Genomic DNA, 22,382 nt, shown 5'->3' on the forward strand with positions numbered 1-22,382 from the left:
ATAAGATGATAGATTCACATGTCCACCTAGATGATCCTGCCTTCGATGAAGATAGAGAAAGCCTAATCAAAAGCCTAGGTGATAATGGAATAGAACTTGTAATAAATAACTCTTCTGACCTCCCATCATCTGAGAGGTCAGTGGAACTTGCAAATAAATATGAAAATATTTACGCAGCCATTGGGGTCCACCCTCATGAGGCAAAGACCTACAATGACCAGGTGGAAGAAAGATTAATTGAACTTTCAAAAAATGAAAAAGTTATGGCAATTGGAGAAATTGGACTAGACTACTACTATGACAACTCTCCAAGAGATGTCCAAAAGGAAGTCTTTAAGAGACAAATTGAGCTTGCAGCAAGGCTTGGCAAGAATATTGTCATCCACTCTCGTGATGCAGTGAAGGATACCTTTGACATCTTAAAAGAGGCCCACGAAAAATATGAATTCACAGCCTTGATCCACTGCTTCTCTCAATCAGTTGAGATGATGGAAGAGTATGAGAAGATGGGGGACTACATTGCCCTTGGTGGTGCGGTTACTTTTAAAAATGCCAAGACTCCAAAGGAAGTTGCAAAGAAGGTGCCCCTTGATAGGCTCCTACTTGAGACAGACTGCCCTTATATGACACCTGTTCCCTACAGGGGAAAGAGGAATGAACCTAAGCTTGTAAAGTTTGTCTGCCAATACATTGCAGACCTAAGGCAAATTGATCCAGAAGAAGTGGAAAAAATAACGGCAGAAAATACAAAGAGGTTTTTTGGAATATGAAGATGACAATTAAAGAAGTAATTGTCGCAGAGGGTCGTGACGATGAGATTGCCATTAAAAAGGCAGTTGATGCAGAGATTATAACCACTCACGGCTTTGCTTTCGGAAGAAAATTAATAAATCTCTTAAAGGAAATGGACAAGAAGAAGGGAATAATAATTTTCACTGACTCTGACTACGTTGGATCACAAATTAGGAAGAGAATTGCAGATGAAATTCCCACTGCCAAGCATGCCTACCTTTCTCAAAGGGTTTCCACAAAACATGGGGACATTGGAGTAGAGAATGCTTCGCCGGAAGAAATCCTAAAGGCACTAAAGGCTGCTAGGGCAACAAAGACAGAAAAGTCAACAGAGTTTACCATGGCTGACTTGATAAAAAATGACCTAGTGAATTCTGATGATGCAAGCAGAAGACGTGAGATGCTTTCTGAAATCCTAAAGATAGGATATGGAAATGGAAAAAAGACTCTTAGCAAATTAAATTCCTTTGGCATAAGAAGGGAAGAATTTGAAGAGGCTATGAAGGAAGTGAACTCCCATAGATAGATTATATAAACCCAGCAAACTTTCAGAAATTCTTTCCAAGTATGGCTTTAGATTTACAAAGTCTCTGGGACAAAACTTTTTAATAGATGGAAATATTGTTAGAAAAATTGCTGATGCAGCAGAAATAAGTGAAGATGACAATATCCTAGAGATTGGTCCAGGCGTTGGAACCATGACAGAGGAGTTGGCACTAAGGGCAAAGAAGGTCCTAGCAGTCGAGATAGATGAAAAATTAAGAGACCTTCACAAGGAAACCTTAAATATAGAAAATGTAAAAGTTATCTATGGTGACTTCCTTGAACTTGACCTTGAAAAAATTGCTGAAGAAGAATTTGGTGACGAGGGCTTTAAGGTTGTTGCAAACCTACCCTATTATGTGACCACACCTATTATAGAAAAGTTACTTTTATCAAAGGTAAATTTAGTTTCTATAACTGTAATGGTACAAAAGGAAGTTGCAAAGAGACTAGCAGCTCAACCTGGCAACAAGGACTATGGATCTCTTTCGGTCTTTATAAATTATTACACAGACTGCAAGTATAAGTTCCAAGTTCCTAGCTCAGTATTTATGCCTAAGCCTAATGTTGATTCAGCAGTTGTAAACTTAAAAATGAAGGAAAGAGAAGACCTTGACACAGACTTCTTATTTAAAATAGTGAGGGCAGCCTTTACCACAAGGAGAAAGACCTTGTTAAATTCTTTTTCCAACTCAAAACTTCCTTACAGCAAGGACGAGATCAAAAGAGCCCTTGAGCTTAGTGTAATTGATGAAGGAAGAAGGGCAGAGACCCTTAGCCTGGAAGAGTTTATTATCTTAAGTGTAAACTTTAAAAGTGTGGGGTAAGGAATTATGAAAATAAACTTAATCGACGATATACCTGAAAAGGTTCAAGAAGATATATCAAATTTTAATAGAAGAGAAAACTTAATTGAAAACTTATCCCAAATATTTAAGACCCTATCGGACCCAACAAGGATAAAAATAATTTACGCCTTGATGAATGGGCCCCTATGCGTGTCTGATATTTCAGAACTACTGGGTATGAGTCAATCATCAATATCTCATCAACTTGCCCTACTTAGGTCCCAAAACCTAATTAAGGTAAAAAGACGTGGGAGAAGGGCCTACTATTCTCTTGACGATGATCACGTCCTTTGCATCTTTAAGGACGGACTTGAACACGCTGAGCATAAGTTATAGCTTTAAATAAAAATTTATATATTTATAATAGAAGGAATTTTTATTTATATAGAAGAAATCTCAAAAGGTTTGATTTTATAAAGGACCTTGGAGTATAATGAAAAAGTAGTTAGGAGGAATGAATATGAGTAAAGTAACAGTATATACAAGTAATACTTGCCCTTATTGCACAATGGCAAAAGACTATCTTAAGGATAAGGAAGTTGCCTTCGAAGAAAAGAATGTGCAAACAGATAAAGAAGCAAGACAAGAATTAATGGCTATGGGATACACAGGAGTTCCTGTAATTTGTGTTGACGACCAACAAATCGTTGGATTCGACAAGGCAAGATTAGATGAATTGCTTAAATAATTTTTAAAATAAGATAAAGATAGATGCTATAAGGCATCTATTTTTTTGTGACGAGTGAATGATTGGTGAGTGAAGATGAATTTAATATGGGTATTCTTAGTTGGAGTTGGTCTTTCCATGGATGCTTTCGCAGCAGCCATTTGTAAGGGACTTGCAATTAAGAAAAATTTTTATGAGAAATCCTTTGTGATTGCTCTTTTCTTTGGAGTCTTCCAAGGATTGATGCCTCTTATGGGATATTTTTTGGGCTCAATCTTTGCTGAAAGACTTCAGGCGATAGATCATTGGATAGCCTTTGTCCTACTTGGATTTATTGGGCTAAATATGATAAGAGAGGCAAGAGAAAAAACTTGCCCAATAGAAGAAGATAGACTAGACATAAAAAATCTTTTTATCTTGGCAATAGCGACATCTATTGATGCCTTGGCAGTTGGAGTTTCCTTTGCCTTTTTAAAAATGAAAATTTCTCTTGTAGTCCTACTTATTGGACTTACAACTTTTGGTATTTCCTTTTTTGGAGTTCAAGTTGGGAAGTTCTTTGGTCTTGCCTTAAAGGACAAGGCTCAAGTTACAGGTGGAGTAATTTTAATTTTCTTGGGGACAAAGATTTTAATTGAACACCTTGGCATACTTGTCCTATGAATTTGAAAATAAAATTATAATAGTAGATAAAATTTATTATAACCCACCATTTTCCACAATTAAAACAAAGTCTATGATATAATAAAGTCAAATAAAATTTTGGAGGAACCTATGAAAAAAACATCTGCAATGCTTAGTCTTACCCTAGTACTTCTTCTAAGCTCAGTTGTCGGAGCTAAGGCTAAATACCCAAAAACCAGTCAAGAAATTTCTATTGACGGCAATATGGTAAAAATGGAATCCTATTTAATTAATGATAAAAATCATGTAAAAGTAAGAGACTTAGCTGCCTTATTAAAGGACACAGAGTCATCTTTTAACGTAACTTATAACGAAGCCAAAAACAAGGTTAGCCTTACTAATCATCAGGCTTATCAAAAGCTTTCTACAGACTTACAGCCTCTAAAAGATGCTAACTATGCCTGCTTTAATCATTCGAGTTTCGAGATAGATGGAAAAGATCAAAGTGTTAGCACCGTACTTATAAATGGGAACAATTACGTCCAATTAAGAGACTTAAGTACCTATATTGACTTTGGTCTTGACTATAATGAAAAAACTAAAACAGTAGAAATATTTACAAGCCGAGAAGGTAAATTAAAGGGCAAAGTAGACAAAAAATATTTAACAGCTCGATTTTATAGTCTAATTGATCAAGGCTTTACTTTAAGAGAAGCAGAACTTGTTGAAAGAGTTAATGAATATAGAAGACAAATTGGAAAGCCTGAATTTAGTGTTTCAAAATCTTTGACAGAAGTTGCCAGAGCCCATGTAAAAGATTCAGAAACCTACAAGCCTTATGAAGCTAAAGACAGACGTGGCATCAAAGGTAATCTCCACTCGTGGTCAGCTAACGGCAACTGGTCGCCAGTTGTTTATACTCCAGACCACACTTTTGCAAGTGGTATGTGGGACAAACCAAGAGAAATTACAAGCTACCAAGGAGATGGCTTTGAAATTTCCGCTATGGGCTACGGAAGTCCTGAAAAGTTTTTAGAAGGATGGAAAAGTTCTCCAAGTCACAATAAAGTTATAGTTGGTGATAAGGGTTGGGATGACCTAAAAGTTATGGGAGTAGGCATAGACGATAACTTTTCTCATATTTGGTTTGGCAAAGACGAAGATCCAGCAGGCTATTATTGGAAAAATGAAAATTAGAAAAAGTTATTTTTAAAGAGGAAGGCTTAAAACCTTCTTCTTTTTTAATATTATTTATTAAAAGCGAAGTCTAAACTCAATTCACATAATTAGGCAGTCAGATTCTAGTTAGTCTATCCTCCATTTAGTCGGTATTTTGGGAATATTTTGAATGAGACTTGTAACCGAATCAAAGATTTGGACTAGGGATTCAAATGCGCCCTCAACAAACTTCGCACATGGCGAGACGTAGCCAACTCCAATTATTTAACTTATTAAATAAGCCTTAGAACTTAAATCCACTTTTCAAACGGCGATAGCAGTCTTCTGTAGAAACGGTTTAGGGTGAATGAAAATAAAAAAAGCTTACAAAAAGATAATTTTAGTAAAAAATTTTATAAAAAGGGAAGGATAAAAAATTTGATTTTTCATTTAGTCAAAGATTTTGCCCAGAAAATAAATTTTTAGATAAAAATAAATCATAATTAAATCTTTTTTTAACAAATGTAATCAATAGCTAAAAATACTTAAAATTTGTTTAACCGATAAATTTTTCTAAAAAGGGTTTCCTTTATTTTGCTCACTTTTTAATGTATAATTGATTTGCAAAAGATTTTGATTAATTGATGATACATAGAGTTTTTTAATTGAATTAATTATAGGTCTTTGTTATAATATTCTTAAAAGCTGGAATGGATTCCGTAATATGAAATCACTTGGGGAGGTGTGATAATGTTAGGAGATGTTAGTCTTACCCTTGGGCAAGCCTTTGGCGTAGCGTTGACAGGTTTATCTGTAGTATTCTTAGCCCTTATTTCTTTATTAATAGCAATTGTTATTATTACTAAGATAGTAGGAGGCATTCAAGGTAAGGAAGACTCAGGAAAAGCAAGTCAAGGAGCTCAAAAAGCTGCACCAAAAGCAGCAAAACCAGTTGATAATTCAATGGACCCTGCACAATTAGCAGCTATAGTTGGAGCAATCAGCATGGAAGAAAGATCGAGAGTTGAAAGTTTTAGAATCGTATCTATAAACGAAAAGAAATAAATTATTTTAGGTTATTCTATTATTTATGAAAAGGAGAAATTAATGAAATATCAAGTTAAAGTAGATGGAAAAGTTTTTGAAGTAGAAGTTGAAAAAGTTGGTGGAGGATATGCATCACTTACACCAGGTTCACTAACAGCAGCACCTGTTGCACCAGTAGCACCAGCTCCAGCAGCAGCACCTGTTGCACCAGCAGCACCAGCTCCTGCAGCAGCACCAGCTCCAGCAGCAGCACCTGCAGCAGGCGGAGCAGGAGATGTAGTGGCACCAATGCCAGGAACTGTTCTTAAGATTAATGTTAACAATGGAGATACAGTAGCAGCAGGAGATGTAATTCTTATTCTTGAAGCTATGAAGATGGAAAATGAAATCGTAGCTCCTTGTGCAGGTAAAGTAACACTTAAAGTAACAGCTGGAGAAACAGTAGATACTGACGCAGTACTAGCAAGTGTTCAATAATAGGAGGTCGGAACATGTTATTAGAAACATTACAGGGGATTCTTGGTGAATCGGGATTTGCAGCATTACAGTGGCAAAATGTGGTAATGTTTATCGTATCCTTCATTCTTATTTATCTAGCGATTAAAAAAGAATTCGAACCACTATTATTACTTCCAATTGCTTTTGGTATGCTTTTAAGAAACTTACCATTAGCAGGCTTAATGGACGTGGCAGACCCATGGCAATCATCTGGTGTACTAGCAATTATGTATAATGGTGTTAAGTCTAACTTATTTCCATGTCTAATTTTCATGGGTGTAGGAGCAATGACTGACTTTGGTCCACTTATTGCTAATCCAATTTCACTATTACTTGGTTCAGCAGCTCAATTTGGTATTTATGTTGCCTTTATCGTAGCTATTAAGCTTGGATTTACTGGACCAGAAGCAGCATCAATTGGTATTATCGGTGGAGCAGATGGCCCAACAGCTATCTTTACAACATCACAATTAGCACCACACCTACTAGCACCAATCGCAGTAGCAGCTTACTCATATATGGCGCTTATCCCTATGATTCAACCGCCAATTATGAAGGTTCTTACTACTAAAAAAGAAAGAGAAACAGTAATGACTTCTCTTAGAAAAGTAACTAAACTAGAAAAAGTAATTTTCCCAGTTGTAGTAGTACTTTTCACATCACTACTTCTACCAGACGTAGCACCACTTCTTGGTATGCTAATGCTTGGTAACCTATTTAAGGAATCAGGAGTAGTAGCTAGATTATCTGACACTGTACAAAATGCTCTCATGAATATTGTTACTATCATGCTTGGTACAACAGTTGGAGCAACAGCAGACGGATCAACTTTCCTACAACCAGCAACTTTAAAGATTATAGTTCTTGGACTTATGGCATTTTGCTTTGCAACAGCAGGCGGTGTTATTTTTGGAAAAATTTTATATATTGTAACTGGTGGAAAAATTAATCCACTAATTGGATCAGCTGGTGTATCAGCTGTACCAATGGCAGCGCGTGTTTCACAAGTTGAAGGTAGAAAATACAATCCTACTAACTTCTTACTAATGCACGCAATGGGACCTAACGTTGCGGGAGTTATTGGCTCAGCCGTAGCAGCAGGTGTATTCTTAATTCTATTTAGTCATTAATTCATTCAGCTCCATTGTGAGCTGAATATTTATGCAATCAAGTTATATATGGAACAATAAGGAGGTTTTAACTTGAGTAAAGTAATGAATCTTAAAGACGCCATAGCAAAATATGTTGAAGATGGCGATGTAATATCTCTTGGGGGATTTACAACAAACAGAAAGCCTTACGCAGCAGTAAACGAAATCTTACGTCAAGGACAAAAAGATTTTATAGTTGAAGCAGGACCTGCAGGGGGAGACTGGGACACACTAATTGGAGCTGGCAGAGTAAAAGCATACATAAATTGCTACACTGCTAACTCAGGATATACAAACGTATCAAGAAGATTTAGAGCAGCAGTTGAAAAGGGAGAACTTCTAATGGAAGACTACTCTCAAGACGTTGAAATGCAAAGAATTCACGCAGCTGCACTTGGCCTTCCATACCTACCAGTTAGACTTATGATGGGTTCAAGTTTAGTAGACGAATGGGGAATTTCTAAGGAAGAAAGAGAAAAAATCGACAAACTTCCAAATGACAAATTCATCTATGTTGAAAACCCATTCAAAAAAGGCGAAAAATTAGTTGCAGCACCAGTTCCAGAAATTGATACTGCAATCATTCACGTACAAATGGCTTCTCCAGATGGAACTACAAGAATTCTTGGAAACACATTCCACGATGTTGATATTGCAATCGCAGCAAGAAAAGTTATCGTAACTTGTGAAGAACTTGTAAGTGACGAATACATTAAGAGCTTCGACGCTGACGAAAATAAGATTCCAGGATTCTGTGTTGACGCAGTAGTTCACGCACCATTTGGAGCTCACCCTTCACAATGTTACAAATACTACGACTATGATGCTGATTTCTATAAGATGTACAATGTTAAATCAAAGACAGAAGAAGATTTCAATGCATTCTTAGACGAATGGGTGTACGGAGTTGAAGATCACAATGCATACCTTAATAAGCTAGGAGCAACTAGAGTAATTGGACTTAAGAATGTTCCAGGATTTGGATACGCAACAGACGTACTAAAGAAGGGAGAAGAAAAATAATGGCTAGATACGATAACTATACTAATAAGGAAATGCAAGCAGTTACAATTGCAAGACAAATTAAAGATGGTCAAATCGCAATTGTAGGTACAGGACTACCACTAATTGGTGCTTCTCTTGCAAAGGCAGTTTACGCTCCTAACTGCTATCTAATTGTAGAATCAGGACTTATGGACTGTGACCCAATCGAAGTTCCAAGATCAGTTGGTGACAACAGATTTATGGCACACTGTGGTGTTCACTGGACAAACGCAACATACGTTGGATTCCAAGCTAACGAATGGAGACATGACAAAAAGAGAATGATCGCATTTATCGGTGGAGCTCAAATCGACCCATACGGAAATGTTAATTCTACAGTAATCGGTGACTACCACCACCCTAAGACAAGATTTACAGGATCTGGTGGAGCTAACGGTATTGCAACTTACGTAAATACAATTATCATGATGCAACACGAAAAGAGAAGATTTATAGATAAAGTTGACTATATCACTTCTCCAGGTTGGATCGATGGCCCTGGTGGAAGAACTAGAGTAGGTATTCCTGAAAATGTTGGACCACAAATGGTTGTAACTGATAAGGGTATCTTAAAATTTGATGAAGACACTAAGAGAATGTATCTTGCAGGATACTATCCATCTTCATCTCCAGAAGATGTACTTGAAAACACTGGATTTGACATTGACGTATCTCGTGCAGTTGAACTTGAAGCACCAGACGAAAATGTAATCAGACTTATTAGAGAAGAAATAGACCCAGGCGAAGCTTTCATTAAGAAGCCTGTTGAAGAATAATATAGGAGGACAAATGGCTCAATATTCACTTGGTTCATATTTCCAAAATATGAAGACAATTGGTAAACCTTTAAAAGCTGTAGACGAAGAAAACTTCAAAAAACTTAGAGAAATTGAAGAAGAAATTCAAGAATTTGCTGAAAAGGCTCTTGCCGCTGGTAAACCAGATGAAAAAGTAAATGAACGTGGAGAAATGACAGCACTTCAAAGAATTGCTGATCTTATCGACGAAGGTACATGGTGCCCACTAAACACAATTTACAATCCTGGTGATAATGATCACGGAACTACAGGTGTCATAAAGGGTCTTGCTAAAGTTGACGACAGATGGGTTTACATTGTTGCCAGCGATAACAAGAAACTTGCAGGTGCTTGGATTGCAGGACAAGCTGATGATCTTCTTAGAGCATCAGATACTGCTGAAAGACTTAGAATACCACTAGTTTATATTCTAAACTGTTCTGGGGTTAAGCTTGACGAACAAGAAAAAGTTTATCCAAACAGACGTGGTGGCGGTACTCCATTCTACAGAAACTCTAGACTTAACCAATGTGGAGTTCCTGTAATTGTTGGTATCTATGGTACTAACCCAGCAGGTGGTGGATACCACTCAATTTCACCTACAATTATTATTGCTCACAAAGATGCAAATATGGCTGTTGGTGGAGCTGGAATCCTTGGCGGTATGAATCCTAAGGGTTATATCGACGAAGAAGGAGCTAACCAAATTGCAGATCAAACTGCAAACGCTAAGAAAACAACACCTCCAGGATCAGTTGGCGTTCACTTTGCACAAACTGGTTTTATGAGAGAAGTATACGTTGAAGAAGAAGGCGTTCTTGAAGGAATTAGAAAGTACCTTTCAATGCTTCCAAAATTCCAAAGAGAATTCTTCAGAGTAGACGATCCAAAGAATCCTCTATTCGACCCTAACGACATGTACTCAATAATCCCACAAAATGGTAAAAAAGCTTATGACGTTTATGATGTAATTTCAAGACTATTCGATGGTTCTGAATTTATGGAATACAAAAAGGGATACGGAAGAGAAATGGTAACTGGACTTGCAAAAGTTAATGGACTTTTAGTTGGTGTTGTAGCTAACGTTCAAGGTCTATTAATGGGTTATCCAGAATACTACAATGATCCAAAACACATCTCAATCGGTGGAAAGCTTTATAGACAAGGTCTAATAAAGATGAATGAATTCGTAACACTTTGTGCTAGAGACAGACTTCCTATCATCTGGCTACAAGATACTACTGGTATCGACGTAGGTGATGATGCAGAAAAAGCTGAATTACTAGGACTTGGTCAATCACTTATTTATTCAATCCAAAACTCTGATCTTCCACAAATGGAAATTACAATGAGAAAGGGTACTGCAGCAGCTCACTATGTACTTGGTGGACCTCAAGGAAATGATACTAATGCATTCTCACTTGGTTCTGCAGCAACTGAAATCAACGTAATGAATGGAGAAACAGCAGCTACAGCAATGTACTCTAGAAGACTTGCTAAAGATAAGAAGGCTGGAAAAGATCTTCAACCTACAATAGACAAGATGAACGATTTAATTCAAGACTATGCTGAAAAATCAAAACCATTCTCTTGTGCTAAGTATGGTCTAGTAGACGAAATAGTAAACATGAATCTATGGAGAAATTACATCATCGCTTTCACTGAAAGTGCTTACCAAGATCCAAAATCTATTTGTCCAGTTCACCAAATGCTTACTCCAAGAATCATTAGAGATTACGATAGACTAAATAATATTAAATAATATTAAAAAATATAAAAATATGACAATTTATTGGATAATCTCAAAAGGATTATCCAATATTTTTGCATATTACAATAAACCTTACTATAAGTAAAAAATTGTATTTTAAACTTATAAATAGTAAAGCCTCAAGTCCATGAAAGCCTGATATTTTCAACTTCTTAGCTACTAGGTTTTTTGACAAAGATACATAAGTATAGTAGAATTAAGAAGAGTAAGATATTAATGTTAATAAAGAGGAGATTGTATGGCAGAAGCTATTTATACAATGGGCGTCGATATTGGTTCGACAGCCTCAAAGAGTATTATTTTAAAAGATGGCAAGGAGATTATTTCAAGCTCTTGTATAGATGTAGGAGCTGGAACTAGTGGACCATCAAGAACTATTAAAGAAACTCTAGAAAATGCCAACTTGACAAGAGAAGATATTTCCTATGTTTTAGCTACTGGATACGGAAGGACTTCACTAGAAGAAGCTGACTTCCAAATGTCTGAGCTTTCTTGTCACGCTAAGGGTGCATACTTCTTATTCCCAAATGTTCGCACAATCATTGATATTGGGGGACAAGATGCCAAGGCTCTAAAAATTGGAGACAATGGTATGCTTGAAAACTTCGTAATGAATGACAAGTGTGCAGCTGGAACAGGAAGATTCTTAGATGTTATCGCAAAGGTTCTTGAAGTAGATGTTTCCAAACTAGAAGAGTTAGACGAACTGTCTACTAAAGACGTTAGTATTTCTTCTACTTGTACAGTTTTCGCTGAATCAGAGGTTATTTCGCAACTGGCAAGTGGAACGAAGATTGAAGATATAGTTAAGGGGATTCACAAATCAATCGCCGCAAGAGTTGGTTCTCTTGCAAAGAGGGTTGGTTTAAATGATGACATAATATTCACAGGTGGTGTTGCTCTAAATAAGGGTATGGTAAGAGCCCTTGAAGAAAACACAGGTCACAAGATCTACACTTCACCTTTATGTCAACTAAATGGTGCTCTTGGTGCAGCGCTATTTGGATATCAAAAATGTAAATTAGAAAAATTAAAAGAAAAAAAGGCTAATGCATAATTTATTTTAGGAGGTAAACTATGGCTGAAACAATTCAAAAAATACCTGGTAAAAAACCAAGACCAATCGAAGGAAATATTCCTGCAGCTCAAGCATTAAGAAATGTAGTAGATAGAGTTTACGGAGCAGCATGGGATGCAAAAAAAAGAGGAGAATTAGTTGGATGGTCATCATCTAAATTCCCTATCGAACTTGCAAAGGCATTTGGACTACACGCTGTATATCCAGAAAACCACGCAGCTACAACTGCAGCTAAAAAAGACGGTTTAAGACTTTGCCAAACAGCTGAAGATATGGGATACGACAACGATATTTGTGGTTACGCAAGAATTTCACTTGCTTACGCAGCTGGAGAACCAACTGACTCAAGAAAGATGCCACAACCAGACTTCGTACTTTGCTGTAACAACATTTGTAACATGATGACTAAATGGTATGAAAATATCGCAAGAATGCATGACATTCCAATGATTATGATTGATATTCCATTCCAAAATACAGTTAATGTACCTGAAGAAAAAGTTGATTACTTAATGGGTCAATTCGAATATGCTATTCACCAACTTGAAAAACTTACTGGTAAGAAGTTTGATGAAAAGAAATTCGAAGAAGCTTGTAAAATTGCAAACAGAACTGCTGCTGCATGGTTAAAGGCTTGTTCATACATGGCTTACCAACCATCTCCACTTTCTGGATTCGACCTATTTAACCACATGGCAGACATCGTTGCTGCAAGATGTGAAATTGATGCAGCTGAAGGTTTTGAACTTCTAGCAGCTGAATACGAACAATCAGTTAAGGAAGGAACTTCTACTTGGGAATACCCAGAAGAACACAGAATCCTATTTGAAGGTATCCCTTGCTGGCCAGGACTTAGACACTTATTTGAACCATTAAAACAAAATGGCGTTAACGTAACTGCAGTAGTATATGCACCTGCTTTTGGGTTCCAATACACAACTGTTAGAGAAATGGCTGCAGCTTACTGTAAAGCACCTTGTTCAGTATGTATCGAAGACGGTGTTGAATGGAGAGAAACAATGGCTAAAGAAAACGGAGTTTCTGGAGCACTTGTTAACTACAACAGATCATGTAAACCATGGTCAGGAGCAATGCCTGAAATCGAAAGAAGATGGAGAGAAGACCTTGATATTCCAGTAGTTCACTTTGACGGTGACCAAGCTGACGAAAGAAACTTCTCTGAAGAACAATACAAGACAAGAGTTCAAGGTTTAGTGGAAATTATGAACGAAAGAAAGGCAGATAGAATTGCTAAGGGAGAAGATATCTACACTAACTTTGAAAACACTAAAGAAACTGACTGGTCTAAGGCTACAATTTAATAGGGGTGCAAAATGACTGATATAAAAGAATTATTAAAAGAATTTAAACATATAGCAGAAAACGGAAGAGAACAAATCGACAAGTATCTTGCAGAAGGTAAGAAGGTAGTTGGTGTTTTCCCTTACTACGCACCTGAAGAAATAATCTATGCAGGTGGACTTGTTCCATACGGAGTTTGGGGAGGACAAGGTCCAATTGATAAGGCTAAAGAATATTTCCCAACATTCTACTACTCACTAGCACTTAGATGTCTAGAAATGGGTCTTGACGGATCACTTGACGGACTTAGCGCATCAATGGTAACAACACTTGATGATACACTAAGACCATTCTCTCAAAATTACAAAGTTTCTGTTGGTAGAAAGATTCCTATGGTATTCTTAAACCATGCACAACACAGAAAAGAAGACTTTGGTAAAAAATACAATGCTACAATTTTCAAGCAAGCTGCTGAAAGACTTGAAGAAATTTGTGACGTTAAGATTACTGACGAAAACCTTAAGAAAGCTTTCGAAGTTTACAACGAAAACAGAGCTCTTAAGAGAGAATTTGTTAAACTATGTGGAGACTATTCACAAACTATTAAGGCATCTGACAGAAGTCACGTTCTTAAGGCATCACACCACATGCTAAAAGACGAACACAACAAGATGTTAAAAGAACTTATTGAAGCACTTAAGGCTATGCCAAAAGAAGAATGTAAGGGACCAAGAGTAGTAACTTCTGGTGTTATCACTGACAACCCTGCACTTCTTGAAGTACTTGACGAATTCAACATCTGTGTAGTAGCTGATGACGTTGCAAGTGAATCAAGAGGATTCAAGGTTGACGTTGATACTTCAATTGAAGATCCATACATGGCACTTGCTGATCAATTTGCAAGAATGGACGAAGATCCAATTCTTTACGATCCAGACATTTGGAAGAGACCAAAATATGTTGTTGACCTAGCAGTTGATAACGATGCTGATGGATGTCTAGTATTCATGATGACATTCAACGACACAGAAGAAATGGAATATCCATCATTAAAACAAGCTTACGAAAAAGCTGGTATTCCACTAATCAAACTTGGTTATGACCAACAAATGACTGACTTCGGTCAAGCTAAGACTCAACTTGAAACATTTGAAGAAATGGTTCAACTTAATAGAATGTAATAAAATAAATTTTTAAGACGTCGAGAGATCGGCGTCTTTTTGTTTGTCTTTCTTTTTTGGATAAATTTTTTACAAGCTAGGGAGATAGAAGAGTTTAAGAAGTTCAAGAAGTAGAATAAGTCCAATAAGTCCAATAAGTCCAATAAGTCCAATTAAATATAAAAAATTTTACAAAGACCTTTGAATAAGTGTGATGATAAAAATCTTTATAGTCTTTCATTGTAAAGGGCGGCCTTTATGATAAAATTAAATTAAAATTATTTGAGGAGTTAGGTATGAAGGAGTTCACGAGAGATTATAAGATAGATTTAATAAAATTTTTTGCAATAATAGCAACTATTGCCATCCACGTCCTTGCACCTGGATCAGCCTATGACATGGGGACTATGACTTGGAAATATTTTTTGTTTGCAGGGTCCTTCTTTAGGTTTTGCGTCCCAGCCTTCTGTATGGCAAGTGGTTACCTTCTATACACAAGAGGCGAGATTTCTTATGAGAAAGTTGCTAGACAGGTTGTAAAGTTTTTCATTTACTTTATTTTGGCAGAAATGTTTTACAGGAGTTTGTCCTGCCTTTCTACATTCTTCCACTACCATAAGCCAATTGACCTTGGAAGCATGGTATCCGACATCTTAGATGGGAACTTTAAAAATCACCTCTACTATATTTTTATAATAATTTTTATCTATATTTTTGCTCCACTTGGAAATTTTCTTGTGAAGAAGGAAGAGGGTCAATTAAAATATATTTTGGGAATTTGGATTATAATTTCGCTTACAATAAATTTTGCAATAACAGTCTTTAATATAAGGATTTTTAAAATCCTTAAATTTTATGAACTTAGCGGGGCCTACAACTATGTAATGTTTGCCCTTTTGGGAGGATATTTTAAAAAGTATAAGTCCAAAATTCTTTACAGGAAGTCGGGCTTTTATGTTTTAATCTTTATCACATCCTATATCCTCTTGGTCCTAAGTGTAATTAAGATGAGTGGAGAAGGCTTAAACCTCTACGCCTGGGAAGGCAACAACATTTTGATTTTTGGTCTGGCATATTCGCTTTTTGGCATGGGTATGAAGACAAAAATTGAAAGTCAAAAGCTAAAGACTTTTCTAAGGATAGTTTCTGAAAATATTTTTGTGATTTTTATAATCCACTTGGTCTTCTTGGACTTTTTGGGCAGCCGTGGGCTAACTTATGTAAACTTTGCTGGCTTAAGTAAGGTCTTAGTAAGCATCCTAGAAATTTTTTGGATTTTTATTATTTCACTAATTACTTCTATAATACTTAGGTCTATAAAAAAGAAATTAAATTTGAAAATTTTGTAAGAGAGAAGGAAGGGAAAAATGGAAATATTAATTTTAAGAGAAGAAGATATTTTAAAGGCAGTTGACATAAAAGACATAATTGAGGCAGACAAGGAAGCTTTAAAAAATTACAGCCAGGGAGGGTCGGACATTCCTCTAAGAACTGTAATTGACGTAGACAAGGACTCATCAAGCACTGCGATTTTTATGCCGGGCTACATCAAGGACAAGAATGCCCTTGGCATGAAGATAATCGACATCTATCCAGAAAACATTGAGAGGGGTCTTGTTACATCTCCATCAACAATGATTTTAATTGACAGGGAAAATGGATTTGTAAAGGCAATCCTAGATGGGACAATACTTACTAGACTGAGGACTGGATCAGCTTCAGGGGCAGCCACTGAGGCCCTAGCCAATGAAGATGCAAAATCTTTTCTATTAATAGGAACTGGTGGCCAAGCTGGAACTCAACTTGAGGCAGTACTTGCAGTAAGAGACATAGAAGAAGCCTACGTTTATGATGTGAACTACGAGAGGGCAGAGGTCTTTGCAAGAGAGATGGATGAAAAATTAAAAAAATATGGGACAAAAATACTTGCGATTAAGGAACTTGATGAAGTCCTAGGAGAGGTGGACATAATAACTACTGTTACAACTTCTAAGAAGCCTGTATTTGATGGAAATAAGGTGAAGAAGGGGGTCCATGTCAATTGCGTTGGGTCCTATACACCTGACATGCAAGAAACTCCTCCAGAACTTTTGATGAGGGCTGATAAGATCTTCACTGATACTAATGAAGGTGTCATTGAAGAGGCAGGGGATGTTATAATTCCAATGAAAGAAGGAAAACTTACAAAAGAGAAAGTTGCTCAGGAACTTGGCGACCTCCTACTTGGAAGAGAAGTGGGAAGAGAGTCCAAGGAAGAAATAACTTGGTTCAAGACTGTAGGCTTTGCAGGCCTAGACCTTGTGGCAGGAGAAAAGATCTACCAGCTTGCCAAGGAAAAGGGAATAGGCACAAAAATAGAAATGTAAAAAAATAACTGTTGCTTTAAACATTTTTGCTTTAAGCAGCAGTTTTTTTGTGAACTAATTTGTACTTGAAAAAAGGAAATAAAAAACTGTTGCCCCAAAGCAACAGTTTATAATAAATATTAAGCTTCTTTAACAACAGTGTTTTCTTCGAAAGCTCTGCGGTCAAGTTTTTCCATACCAGCTGGAACTTTAACTTCATGAATGTTATTCTTTCTGAATGAATACATGTCGACTTCTTTAATGTTCTTAGGTAAGTTAACTTCTGTAAGATTGTTCTTGTAGAAAGCACTTACGCCAATGAATTCAAGTGTATCAGGAAAAGCAATTTCACCAATTTGGTTTAGTGAGAAAGCATTGTCACCGATAAATTCAACTTTTTCTGGTAACTTAACGTCAGTTAATTTGTTTCTGTAGAAAGCGTAAGCGTCAATCTTCTTAACTGAATCAGGTATTTCTACTTCAGTAAGATTATTAACACCAAAAGCTTCGTATTGGATTACTTCTACAGTATCAGGAATTACAACAGAGTTAAGTTTTCTTCTAAAGAAGCATTGTTCTCCAATTACTCTAATCTTTGTTCCGTCAGGTCCTTCAGTAGGCACTACCATATCAAATAATTCTTCATTTTTGATTTTGTCTTTGCCCTTTCTTGTCATTCCCTTTAAAACATCGCCGTCAAAAATAAAATCATCAAACTCCCAAGGTTTTTCCATAATATGTACGTCCTCCCCCTAATTAAAATTTTTCTTATCTATATTATAACATAAGGACCAAAAATTATAAAGGAAGCTTGTTAATTAGGCGAAGTATGAACACTTTTTATGATTAGAAAAATCTTTTTTACTAATAGTTTATTTATATAGAATTTTGTTACTATATTTAAAAACTTTGTCCAAGAAAAGAGATTCTTTCTTAAGAATAATAAAAAGGATTTCACAAATCTTAAATTTTGAATTAATTATAAGGATTGAATAATTAAAAATTTTTGGGAGTTTATGTCGGGGTTATAAAATAGAAGAATTTAGATAAAAAATTGAAAGTGAGTTGATAAATTTGATGCAAAAGATAAATTATTTATTGATAAACAATAAATAATTATTGAAAAACATAAAAATACTTATTATAATAAAGGAAAAGAAAGGAGCTTATTATGAAATCTTTTAGAGTTAAATTTATTGGAGGACTTTTGATTCTTGCTATTTTTATCTTAACTTGCGGACTCTATGGAGTTTATAAATTTTCTAAGTTAGTGGCGGGAATCTACCCAATGTTTATGAATATGCAGTATCCCATGATGGTCTTGTGTAATGCCATGGTCTTGGGACTTATACTTGCCCTAGTCTTTGGACTCTTGGCATTAAAAAATTATGGGGAGGACAGAGTTTTTGATAGGAAGACCCTTTTTGATCTTCAAGTTGTTGCCCTATCCTTTATAGGAATTTTTTTCTTGTCTATACTCGCCATCCTTTACACCAACTTCAACCTCGATGGGTCCATAACAAATTTTATTTTTGTTGGGGCAGGTCTTGTGTCCATGCTTGTGGGACAAATTTTTCTTCTCTTGTGCGACCTCATCAAGGAAGGCATTGATTTAAAAGAAGAAAATGATCTTACGATTTGAGGTGGACCATGGGAAAAATAATTGTTGATTTAGACGTTGAACTTGCAAAGAACAAGATGACTTTGACAGAATTGTCTGAGGAAGTTGGCATAAGCCTTTCAAATCTTTCTATCTTAAAGACCAATAAGGCTAAGGCTGTAAGATTTTCTACACTTTCAGAAATCTGTAGGGTCCTAGAATGTCAAGTTGGAGATATTTTACGCTACGAGGGTGATGAAGATGACTGATAAAAAATTTAAAAAAATTTTAATTACAATGTTTATAATTTTTCTTGCCGCTATACCCCTTTTATATTTCTTGTCTGATCCAAGAGACCAAGCAGTGAAGGAAGTGGAAAATGAATTTGGGATAAGACTTCCCAAGTCTGTGAAGAGGGAAAGAGAATTCTATAAGGAGCCGAGCTTTCATGGAGATGGGGAAGCTGCAATTTTATTATCCTTTGACAAGGAGGATCTTGGAGAAATAAAAGAGGAATTAAAGGCTTACGAGATTACAGATGAAAATAAAAAATCTCAAGTTGAAACTTGTCTTTTAGAAGTTAAGAAGAGAGGTTTTGACACATCACTTGATATGAAGAGTGAAATTTATTTTAAAGCAACTTCTGAGAATATTTTTGAAGGAATGTATGGAAATTTCGTTGCCCTAGTACTTGATGAGGACAAGGGAGAAATTTTATTTTTAGAATGGGATACTTAAAGTAAAATTGATAAATAAAATCAATTAGAAATTTTTAAAAAAGGACTCGCAAAGAGTCTTTTTTTAGTGAAAGAAATCAGAGAGCTTTCTCTAAGTAAAAAATTAAAAATATATACTTATGGGTTTTTAAATTAATTATGAGGGGTATTTCTAATGTGAAAGCTTTATATGACACATTAAAGTAAAATAAGGAGTGTAAAATGACTAAACCAAAGATTAATTTAGATAAAAAGTATGGCCTATTTATAGGCGGAGAATTTGTAGAAAGTGAAAATGGGGAAACATTAGATGTATTTTGTCCAGCAGATGGAGAAAAACTTGCATCAATTGCCCAAGCAAGTGAAGCTGATGTAGACAAGGCAGTTAAGGCAGCTTGGGAAGGCTTCCACCAATACAAAAAGACAAATAGATACGAAAGAGCAAAAATCTTAAACAAGATTGCCGATATAATTGATGAAAATGCTGATCACCTTGCCATGGTTGAAACTCTTGACAATGGTAAGCCAATTAGGGAAACAAAAAATGTTGATATCCCACTAGCATCTGAACACTTTAGATACTTTGCAGGAGCAATCCTAGCTGAAGAAGGAACTGCTAATGCCATTGACGAAAACACCCTATCCATAGTTCTTCGTGAACCACTTGGAGTTGTTGGTCAAATTATTCCATGGAACTTCCCATTCTTGATGGCAGCCTGGAAATTATCTCCAGCCCTAGCAGCAGGGGATGCAGTTGTAATTAAACCATCATCAACAACTTCACTTTCACTATTAGAACTTATGAAGTTGATAAAAGATGTAGTGCCAAAGGGAGTTATCAACGTTGTAACAGGATCTGGATCTAAGTCTGGTGAATACCTACAACATCATAAGGGACTTTCAAAACTTGCCTTCACTGGTTCAACTGAAGTTGGCTACAAAATTGCAGGAGCTGCAGCAGAAAAATTAATTCCAGCTACCCTAGAACTTGGTGGTAAGTCTGCTAACATCTTCTTTGATGACTGCGATATGGACCTTGCAATAGATGGCCTTGCTATGGGTATCTTATTTAACCAAGGTCAAGTATGTTGTGCAGGTTCAAGAGTTTTCGTTCACGAAAATATCTATGATGAATTTGTTGAAAAGGCAATTGAAAAATTCAAGAACATCAAGGTTGGTCTACCTTGGGAAGAAGACACTCAAGTTGGAGCTCAAGTAAATAGATCACAAACTGAAAAAGTTCTTGGTTATGTAGAAGTTGCAAGAAAAGAAGGAGCAACAATTGTCGTTGGTGGCGAAAAGGCAACAAAGAATGGCACAGAAAATGGTTATTTCACAATGCCTACTCTCATCACAAATGCAGATAACAAGATGCAAGTTGCAAGAGAAGAAATTTTTGGACCAGTTGCAGTTGTAATTAAGTTCAAGGATGAAGACGAAGTTGTAAAAATGGCAAATGATTCAGACTACGGTCTAGCTGGTGCTGTTTGGACAAGAGACATCAACAAGGCAATAAGAGTTGCAAGAGCAATCGAAACTGGTAGAGTTTGGGTTAACACTTACAACCAACTTCCAGCAGGGGCACCTTTTGGAGGCTACAAGAGGTCAGGTATTGGTAGAGAAAACCACAAGATGATGCTTGATGCTTATTCACAAGTTAAGAACATCTTCATTAATACTTCTGAAAAAGCTTCAGGACTTTACTAAGAATAAAATTTGTAAATAAATAGAGTAATTAAAAAGGGCTTATAGTTTTCGCTATAGCCCTTTTTGAGTGCTTAAATTTTCAAATTAAAATAATTTTAAATTTAAAAGATTTTAAACTTTTCTTACATACCTGCGTTCATCTTAATTGCAATGTCCAAGAACTTAGTAATAATTAGTGCATTTGAAATATTTGAAATGAATCCACCAATTACTGGAACAACGAAGAAGGCAAGCTTAGAGAATCTGTACTTGTCACAAACTGTCTTCATAGTTGTCATTGAAACTGGAACAGCGCCTGTTGAAAAACCAAGGTGACCTACTGCCATAACGGCTGAGTCATAGTTCTTGCCAAGTAGTCTAAATGTTAAGAAGTAAGTGAATACTAGAACAAGAACAACTTGTGCAAGAAGAAGGACGATTAGTTGAGGTCCTAGGTCTGCAAGTTGCCATAACTTCATACTTACAATTGACATTGAAACGAAAAGTGCAAGAGAAAAATCTCCAACAGTGTCAATTGCTTCAAGAAGTGAATCAGTAACTCTTCCTGTCTTATCAAGAAAGACTCTAACAAGGATACCGCCAAGCATGCAACAAACGTGAATTGGAATGTTAGCACCACCCTTTTGTAGGCCCAAGAAAATCAATTGGCCAATACCACAAGCAAGAACCATCATGTTTACAGAAGAAATCATAGTCTTCTTGTTCATCAAAACAGTTTTAGCTGTATCAACAAGAGTGTTTTCTTGATTATCTAGTTCTGGGTCTTCAAATCCAAATTTCTTAACTATAAAGTTACCGTAAGGACCACCAATAAGTGAGCCTGCAATAAGTCCAAAGGTAGCAGATGCAATGGCAACTTCCATAGCAGCAGTTTGACCAGCTTCAACAGCTATTGGTGCAAAACTTGCTGCGTTACCGTGGCCACCTGTCATTGGGATTGAACCAGTCATCATTGAGATAAGTGGGTTAACCCCCATTAGGCCACCAACTCCAAGTGCAACTGCGTTTTGACAAGCTGCAAGTACAGCAGCTAAAACAGCAAAGATAACTACAAGCTTACCACCTTGCTTTAATAGGGCAAGGCTGGCTGCAGCACCACTAGCTGCGAAGAATAAACAATAAAATAGTGTGTTGACAAGTTTGAAGTCAAAGTTAGGCTCCATAATACCTGCGTAGTATAAAATCATAGTGATAATTGAAATAAGAGTGCCACCCACTACTGCAGAAGGAAGACAATATTTAACTAATACTGGAAATTTCTTTCTCAAGAAGTCTCCAAGATAGATACCGATTACGCCAAGAAACAGCGTTTCAAACATGCCGAATTCGATTACCATTCTTTCCATTTTTCCTCCTAAAAATATATTGTTAAAAGCGTTAACCATTCGATTATACTGAATAAAATTTGGCAAGTCAAAGACATTATCCACTTTTTATAAATATTTTAAGGAAATCCTATTAAATTGTTTATAAATTTCAAAACTTTCACATAATAGCAAGCAAAAGTACAAAAAGCTAAGTAAATGTGATAAAA

24 protein-coding genes are annotated in these 22,382 nt (G+C 36.2%); 22 read left to right on the top strand and 2 right to left on the bottom strand.

The window, feature by feature from the left end:
• The first annotated feature begins 5 nt into the window (after window positions 1-5).
• From HMPREF1864_RS08180 to HMPREF1864_RS08265, 18 genes are all read left to right on the top strand, one after another.
• Window positions 6-770, top strand: coding sequence for a TatD family hydrolase (locus tag HMPREF1864_RS08180; RefSeq protein WP_062572295.1), 765 nt, complete (start codon window positions 6-8; stop codon window positions 768-770).
• On the top strand, window positions 767-1,318 hold the full coding sequence (rnmV, locus tag HMPREF1864_RS08185) for a ribonuclease M5 (RefSeq protein ID WP_062572296.1): 552 nt from the start codon (window positions 767-769) through the stop codon (window positions 1,316-1,318). The genes HMPREF1864_RS08180 and rnmV overlap by 4 nt, the downstream gene beginning before the upstream one ends.
• A gap of 28 nt (window positions 1,319-1,346) precedes the next feature.
• Window positions 1,347-2,162 (top strand): 16S rRNA (adenine(1518)-N(6)/adenine(1519)-N(6))-dimethyltransferase RsmA, encoded by an 816-nt coding sequence (gene rsmA / locus HMPREF1864_RS08190; RefSeq protein ID WP_369817845.1) that lies wholly within the window; start codon window positions 1,347-1,349, stop codon window positions 2,160-2,162.
• Between the two features lie 6 nt (window positions 2,163-2,168).
• Window positions 2,169-2,519 (top strand): ArsR/SmtB family transcription factor, encoded by a 351-nt coding sequence (locus HMPREF1864_RS08195; protein WP_062572298.1) that lies wholly within the window; start codon window positions 2,169-2,171, stop codon window positions 2,517-2,519.
• 124 nt (window positions 2,520-2,643) lie between these two features.
• On the top strand, window positions 2,644-2,871 hold the full coding sequence (locus HMPREF1864_RS08200) for a glutaredoxin family protein (protein WP_062572299.1): 228 nt from the start codon (window positions 2,644-2,646) through the stop codon (window positions 2,869-2,871).
• Between the two features lie 75 nt (window positions 2,872-2,946).
• Window positions 2,947-3,513, top strand: a complete 567-nt coding sequence (locus HMPREF1864_RS08205; RefSeq protein ID WP_062572300.1) for a manganese efflux pump MntP — start codon at window positions 2,947-2,949, stop codon at window positions 3,511-3,513.
• Between the two features lie 111 nt (window positions 3,514-3,624).
• Window positions 3,625-4,671, top strand: a complete 1,047-nt coding sequence (locus HMPREF1864_RS08210) for a CAP domain-containing protein (protein ID WP_062572301.1) — start codon at window positions 3,625-3,627, stop codon at window positions 4,669-4,671.
• A gap of 711 nt (window positions 4,672-5,382) precedes the next feature.
• Window positions 5,383-5,697: an OadG family protein gene (locus HMPREF1864_RS08215; RefSeq protein ID WP_062572302.1), complete on the top strand. Its 315-nt coding sequence runs from the start codon at window positions 5,383-5,385 to the stop codon at window positions 5,695-5,697.
• Window positions 5,698-5,739: 42 nt separating this feature from the next.
• The gene (locus tag HMPREF1864_RS08220) at window positions 5,740-6,156 is read left to right on the top strand and encodes a biotin/lipoyl-containing protein (RefSeq protein WP_062572303.1); all 417 of its coding nucleotides are present in this window, start codon (window positions 5,740-5,742) and stop codon (window positions 6,154-6,156) included.
• Window positions 6,157-6,170: 14 nt separating this feature from the next.
• The gene (locus HMPREF1864_RS08225; protein WP_062572304.1) at window positions 6,171-7,307 is read left to right on the top strand and encodes a sodium ion-translocating decarboxylase subunit beta; all 1,137 of its coding nucleotides are present in this window, start codon (window positions 6,171-6,173) and stop codon (window positions 7,305-7,307) included.
• A gap of 72 nt (window positions 7,308-7,379) precedes the next feature.
• Window positions 7,380-8,351 carry a glutaconate CoA-transferase subunit A gene (gene gctA, locus HMPREF1864_RS08230; protein ID WP_062572305.1) on the top strand — a complete coding sequence of 324 codons (972 nt, stop codon included), beginning with the start codon at window positions 7,380-7,382 and terminating at the stop codon, window positions 8,349-8,351.
• A complete protein-coding gene (gene gctB / locus HMPREF1864_RS08235; protein WP_062572306.1) occupies window positions 8,351-9,148 on the top strand; it encodes a glutaconate CoA-transferase subunit B in 798 nt (265 codons plus the stop codon). Before gctA ends, gctB begins: the two co-directional genes overlap by 1 nt.
• 13 nt (window positions 9,149-9,161) lie before the next feature.
• The gene (locus HMPREF1864_RS08240) at window positions 9,162-10,931 is read left to right on the top strand and encodes an acyl-CoA carboxylase subunit beta (protein ID WP_062572307.1); all 1,770 of its coding nucleotides are present in this window, start codon (window positions 9,162-9,164) and stop codon (window positions 10,929-10,931) included.
• A 247-nt stretch (window positions 10,932-11,178) separates the two neighbouring features.
• A complete protein-coding gene (locus HMPREF1864_RS08245; protein ID WP_062572308.1) occupies window positions 11,179-11,997 on the top strand; it encodes an acyl-CoA dehydratase activase in 819 nt (272 codons plus the stop codon).
• A 20-nt stretch (window positions 11,998-12,017) separates the two neighbouring features.
• Window positions 12,018-13,340: a 2-hydroxyacyl-CoA dehydratase subunit D gene (locus HMPREF1864_RS08250; RefSeq protein WP_062572309.1), complete on the top strand. Its 1,323-nt coding sequence runs from the start codon at window positions 12,018-12,020 to the stop codon at window positions 13,338-13,340.
• Between the two features lie 12 nt (window positions 13,341-13,352).
• Complete coding sequence (locus HMPREF1864_RS08255) at window positions 13,353-14,501, top strand: 2-hydroxyacyl-CoA dehydratase subunit D (protein ID WP_062572310.1); 1,149 nt, start codon at window positions 13,353-13,355, stop codon at window positions 14,499-14,501.
• A gap of 275 nt (window positions 14,502-14,776) precedes the next feature.
• Window positions 14,777-15,829 (top strand): acyltransferase, encoded by a 1,053-nt coding sequence (locus tag HMPREF1864_RS08260; protein ID WP_062572311.1) that lies wholly within the window; start codon window positions 14,777-14,779, stop codon window positions 15,827-15,829.
• A gap of 18 nt (window positions 15,830-15,847) precedes the next feature.
• Window positions 15,848-16,846, top strand: a complete 999-nt coding sequence (locus HMPREF1864_RS08265; RefSeq protein ID WP_062572312.1) for an ornithine cyclodeaminase — start codon at window positions 15,848-15,850, stop codon at window positions 16,844-16,846.
• Window positions 16,847-16,965: 119 nt separating this feature from the next.
• On the opposite strand, the gene HMPREF1864_RS08270 is transcribed toward HMPREF1864_RS08265, so the two are convergent.
• Complete coding sequence (locus HMPREF1864_RS08270) at window positions 16,966-17,559, bottom strand: leucine-rich repeat domain-containing protein (protein WP_062572313.1); 594 nt, start codon at window positions 17,557-17,559, stop codon at window positions 16,966-16,968.
• 437 nt (window positions 17,560-17,996) lie between these two features.
• Here HMPREF1864_RS08270 and HMPREF1864_RS08275 point away from each other — a divergent pair, with 437 nt between their 5' ends.
• The 4 genes from HMPREF1864_RS08275 to HMPREF1864_RS08290 all read left to right on the top strand — a co-directional run bounded on the left by HMPREF1864_RS08275 (window position 17,997) and on the right by HMPREF1864_RS08290 (window position 20,848).
• Window positions 17,997-18,467 (top strand): DUF2975 domain-containing protein, encoded by a 471-nt coding sequence (locus tag HMPREF1864_RS08275; RefSeq protein WP_062572314.1) that lies wholly within the window; start codon window positions 17,997-17,999, stop codon window positions 18,465-18,467.
• Between the two features lie 8 nt (window positions 18,468-18,475).
• Window positions 18,476-18,694 (top strand): helix-turn-helix domain-containing protein, encoded by a 219-nt coding sequence (locus HMPREF1864_RS08280; RefSeq protein ID WP_062572315.1) that lies wholly within the window; start codon window positions 18,476-18,478, stop codon window positions 18,692-18,694.
• Entirely contained in the window at window positions 18,687-19,163 is a 477-nt protein-coding gene (locus HMPREF1864_RS08285) for a hypothetical protein (RefSeq protein WP_062572316.1), read from the top strand. Before HMPREF1864_RS08280 ends, HMPREF1864_RS08285 begins: the two co-directional genes overlap by 8 nt.
• Before the next feature lie 200 nt (window positions 19,164-19,363).
• The gene (locus HMPREF1864_RS08290) at window positions 19,364-20,848 is read left to right on the top strand and encodes an aldehyde dehydrogenase family protein (protein WP_062572317.1); all 1,485 of its coding nucleotides are present in this window, start codon (window positions 19,364-19,366) and stop codon (window positions 20,846-20,848) included.
• Window positions 20,849-20,970: 122 nt separating this feature from the next.
• Here HMPREF1864_RS08290 and HMPREF1864_RS08295 read toward each other — a convergent pair whose 3' ends face one another.
• A complete protein-coding gene (locus HMPREF1864_RS08295) occupies window positions 20,971-22,194 on the bottom strand; it encodes a sodium/glutamate symporter (RefSeq protein ID WP_062572318.1) in 1,224 nt (407 codons plus the stop codon).
• Window positions 22,195-22,382 lie beyond the last annotated feature (188 nt).

It is taken from the genome of Peptoniphilus sp. DNF00840, assembly GCF_001553125.1.
Classification (GTDB): Bacteria; Bacillota; Clostridia; order Tissierellales; family Peptoniphilaceae; genus Peptoniphilus_A; species Peptoniphilus_A vaginalis.

Excerpts from the sequence above, each read along its gene's own strand:
- HMPREF1864_RS08180 (WP_062572295.1), top strand. The coding sequence starts at position 6 with ATGATAGATTCACATGTCCACCTAGATGATCCTGCCTTCGATGAAGAT.
- rnmV (WP_062572296.1), top strand. The coding sequence starts at position 767 with ATGAAGATGACAATTAAAGAAGTAATTGTCGCAGAGGGTCGTGACGAT.
- HMPREF1864_RS08195 (WP_062572298.1), top strand. The coding sequence starts at position 2,169 with ATGAAAATAAACTTAATCGACGATATACCTGAAAAGGTTCAAGAAGAT.
- HMPREF1864_RS08200 (WP_062572299.1), top strand. The coding sequence starts at position 2,644 with ATGAGTAAAGTAACAGTATATACAAGTAATACTTGCCCTTATTGCACA.
- HMPREF1864_RS08205 (WP_062572300.1), top strand. The coding sequence starts at position 2,947 with ATGAATTTAATATGGGTATTCTTAGTTGGAGTTGGTCTTTCCATGGAT.
- HMPREF1864_RS08210 (WP_062572301.1), top strand. The coding sequence starts at position 3,625 with ATGAAAAAAACATCTGCAATGCTTAGTCTTACCCTAGTACTTCTTCTA.
- HMPREF1864_RS08215 (WP_062572302.1), top strand. The coding sequence starts at position 5,383 with ATGTTAGGAGATGTTAGTCTTACCCTTGGGCAAGCCTTTGGCGTAGCG.
- HMPREF1864_RS08220 (WP_062572303.1), top strand. The coding sequence starts at position 5,740 with ATGAAATATCAAGTTAAAGTAGATGGAAAAGTTTTTGAAGTAGAAGTT.
- HMPREF1864_RS08225 (WP_062572304.1), top strand. The coding sequence starts at position 6,171 with ATGTTATTAGAAACATTACAGGGGATTCTTGGTGAATCGGGATTTGCA.
- gctB (WP_062572306.1), top strand. The coding sequence starts at position 8,351 with ATGGCTAGATACGATAACTATACTAATAAGGAAATGCAAGCAGTTACA.
- HMPREF1864_RS08240 (WP_062572307.1), top strand. The coding sequence starts at position 9,162 with ATGGCTCAATATTCACTTGGTTCATATTTCCAAAATATGAAGACAATT.
- HMPREF1864_RS08245 (WP_062572308.1), top strand. The coding sequence starts at position 11,179 with ATGGCAGAAGCTATTTATACAATGGGCGTCGATATTGGTTCGACAGCC.
- HMPREF1864_RS08250 (WP_062572309.1), top strand. The coding sequence starts at position 12,018 with ATGGCTGAAACAATTCAAAAAATACCTGGTAAAAAACCAAGACCAATC.
- HMPREF1864_RS08255 (WP_062572310.1), top strand. The coding sequence starts at position 13,353 with ATGACTGATATAAAAGAATTATTAAAAGAATTTAAACATATAGCAGAA.
- HMPREF1864_RS08260 (WP_062572311.1), top strand. The coding sequence starts at position 14,777 with ATGAAGGAGTTCACGAGAGATTATAAGATAGATTTAATAAAATTTTTT.
- HMPREF1864_RS08265 (WP_062572312.1), top strand. The coding sequence starts at position 15,848 with ATGGAAATATTAATTTTAAGAGAAGAAGATATTTTAAAGGCAGTTGAC.
- HMPREF1864_RS08270 (WP_062572313.1), bottom strand. The coding sequence starts at position 17,559 with ATGGAAAAACCTTGGGAGTTTGATGATTTTATTTTTGACGGCGATGTT.
- HMPREF1864_RS08275 (WP_062572314.1), top strand. The coding sequence starts at position 17,997 with ATGAAATCTTTTAGAGTTAAATTTATTGGAGGACTTTTGATTCTTGCT.
- HMPREF1864_RS08280 (WP_062572315.1), top strand. The coding sequence starts at position 18,476 with ATGGGAAAAATAATTGTTGATTTAGACGTTGAACTTGCAAAGAACAAG.
- HMPREF1864_RS08285 (WP_062572316.1), top strand. The coding sequence starts at position 18,687 with ATGACTGATAAAAAATTTAAAAAAATTTTAATTACAATGTTTATAATT.
- HMPREF1864_RS08290 (WP_062572317.1), top strand. The coding sequence starts at position 19,364 with ATGACTAAACCAAAGATTAATTTAGATAAAAAGTATGGCCTATTTATA.
- HMPREF1864_RS08295 (WP_062572318.1), bottom strand. The coding sequence starts at position 22,194 with ATGGAAAGAATGGTAATCGAATTCGGCATGTTTGAAACGCTGTTTCTT.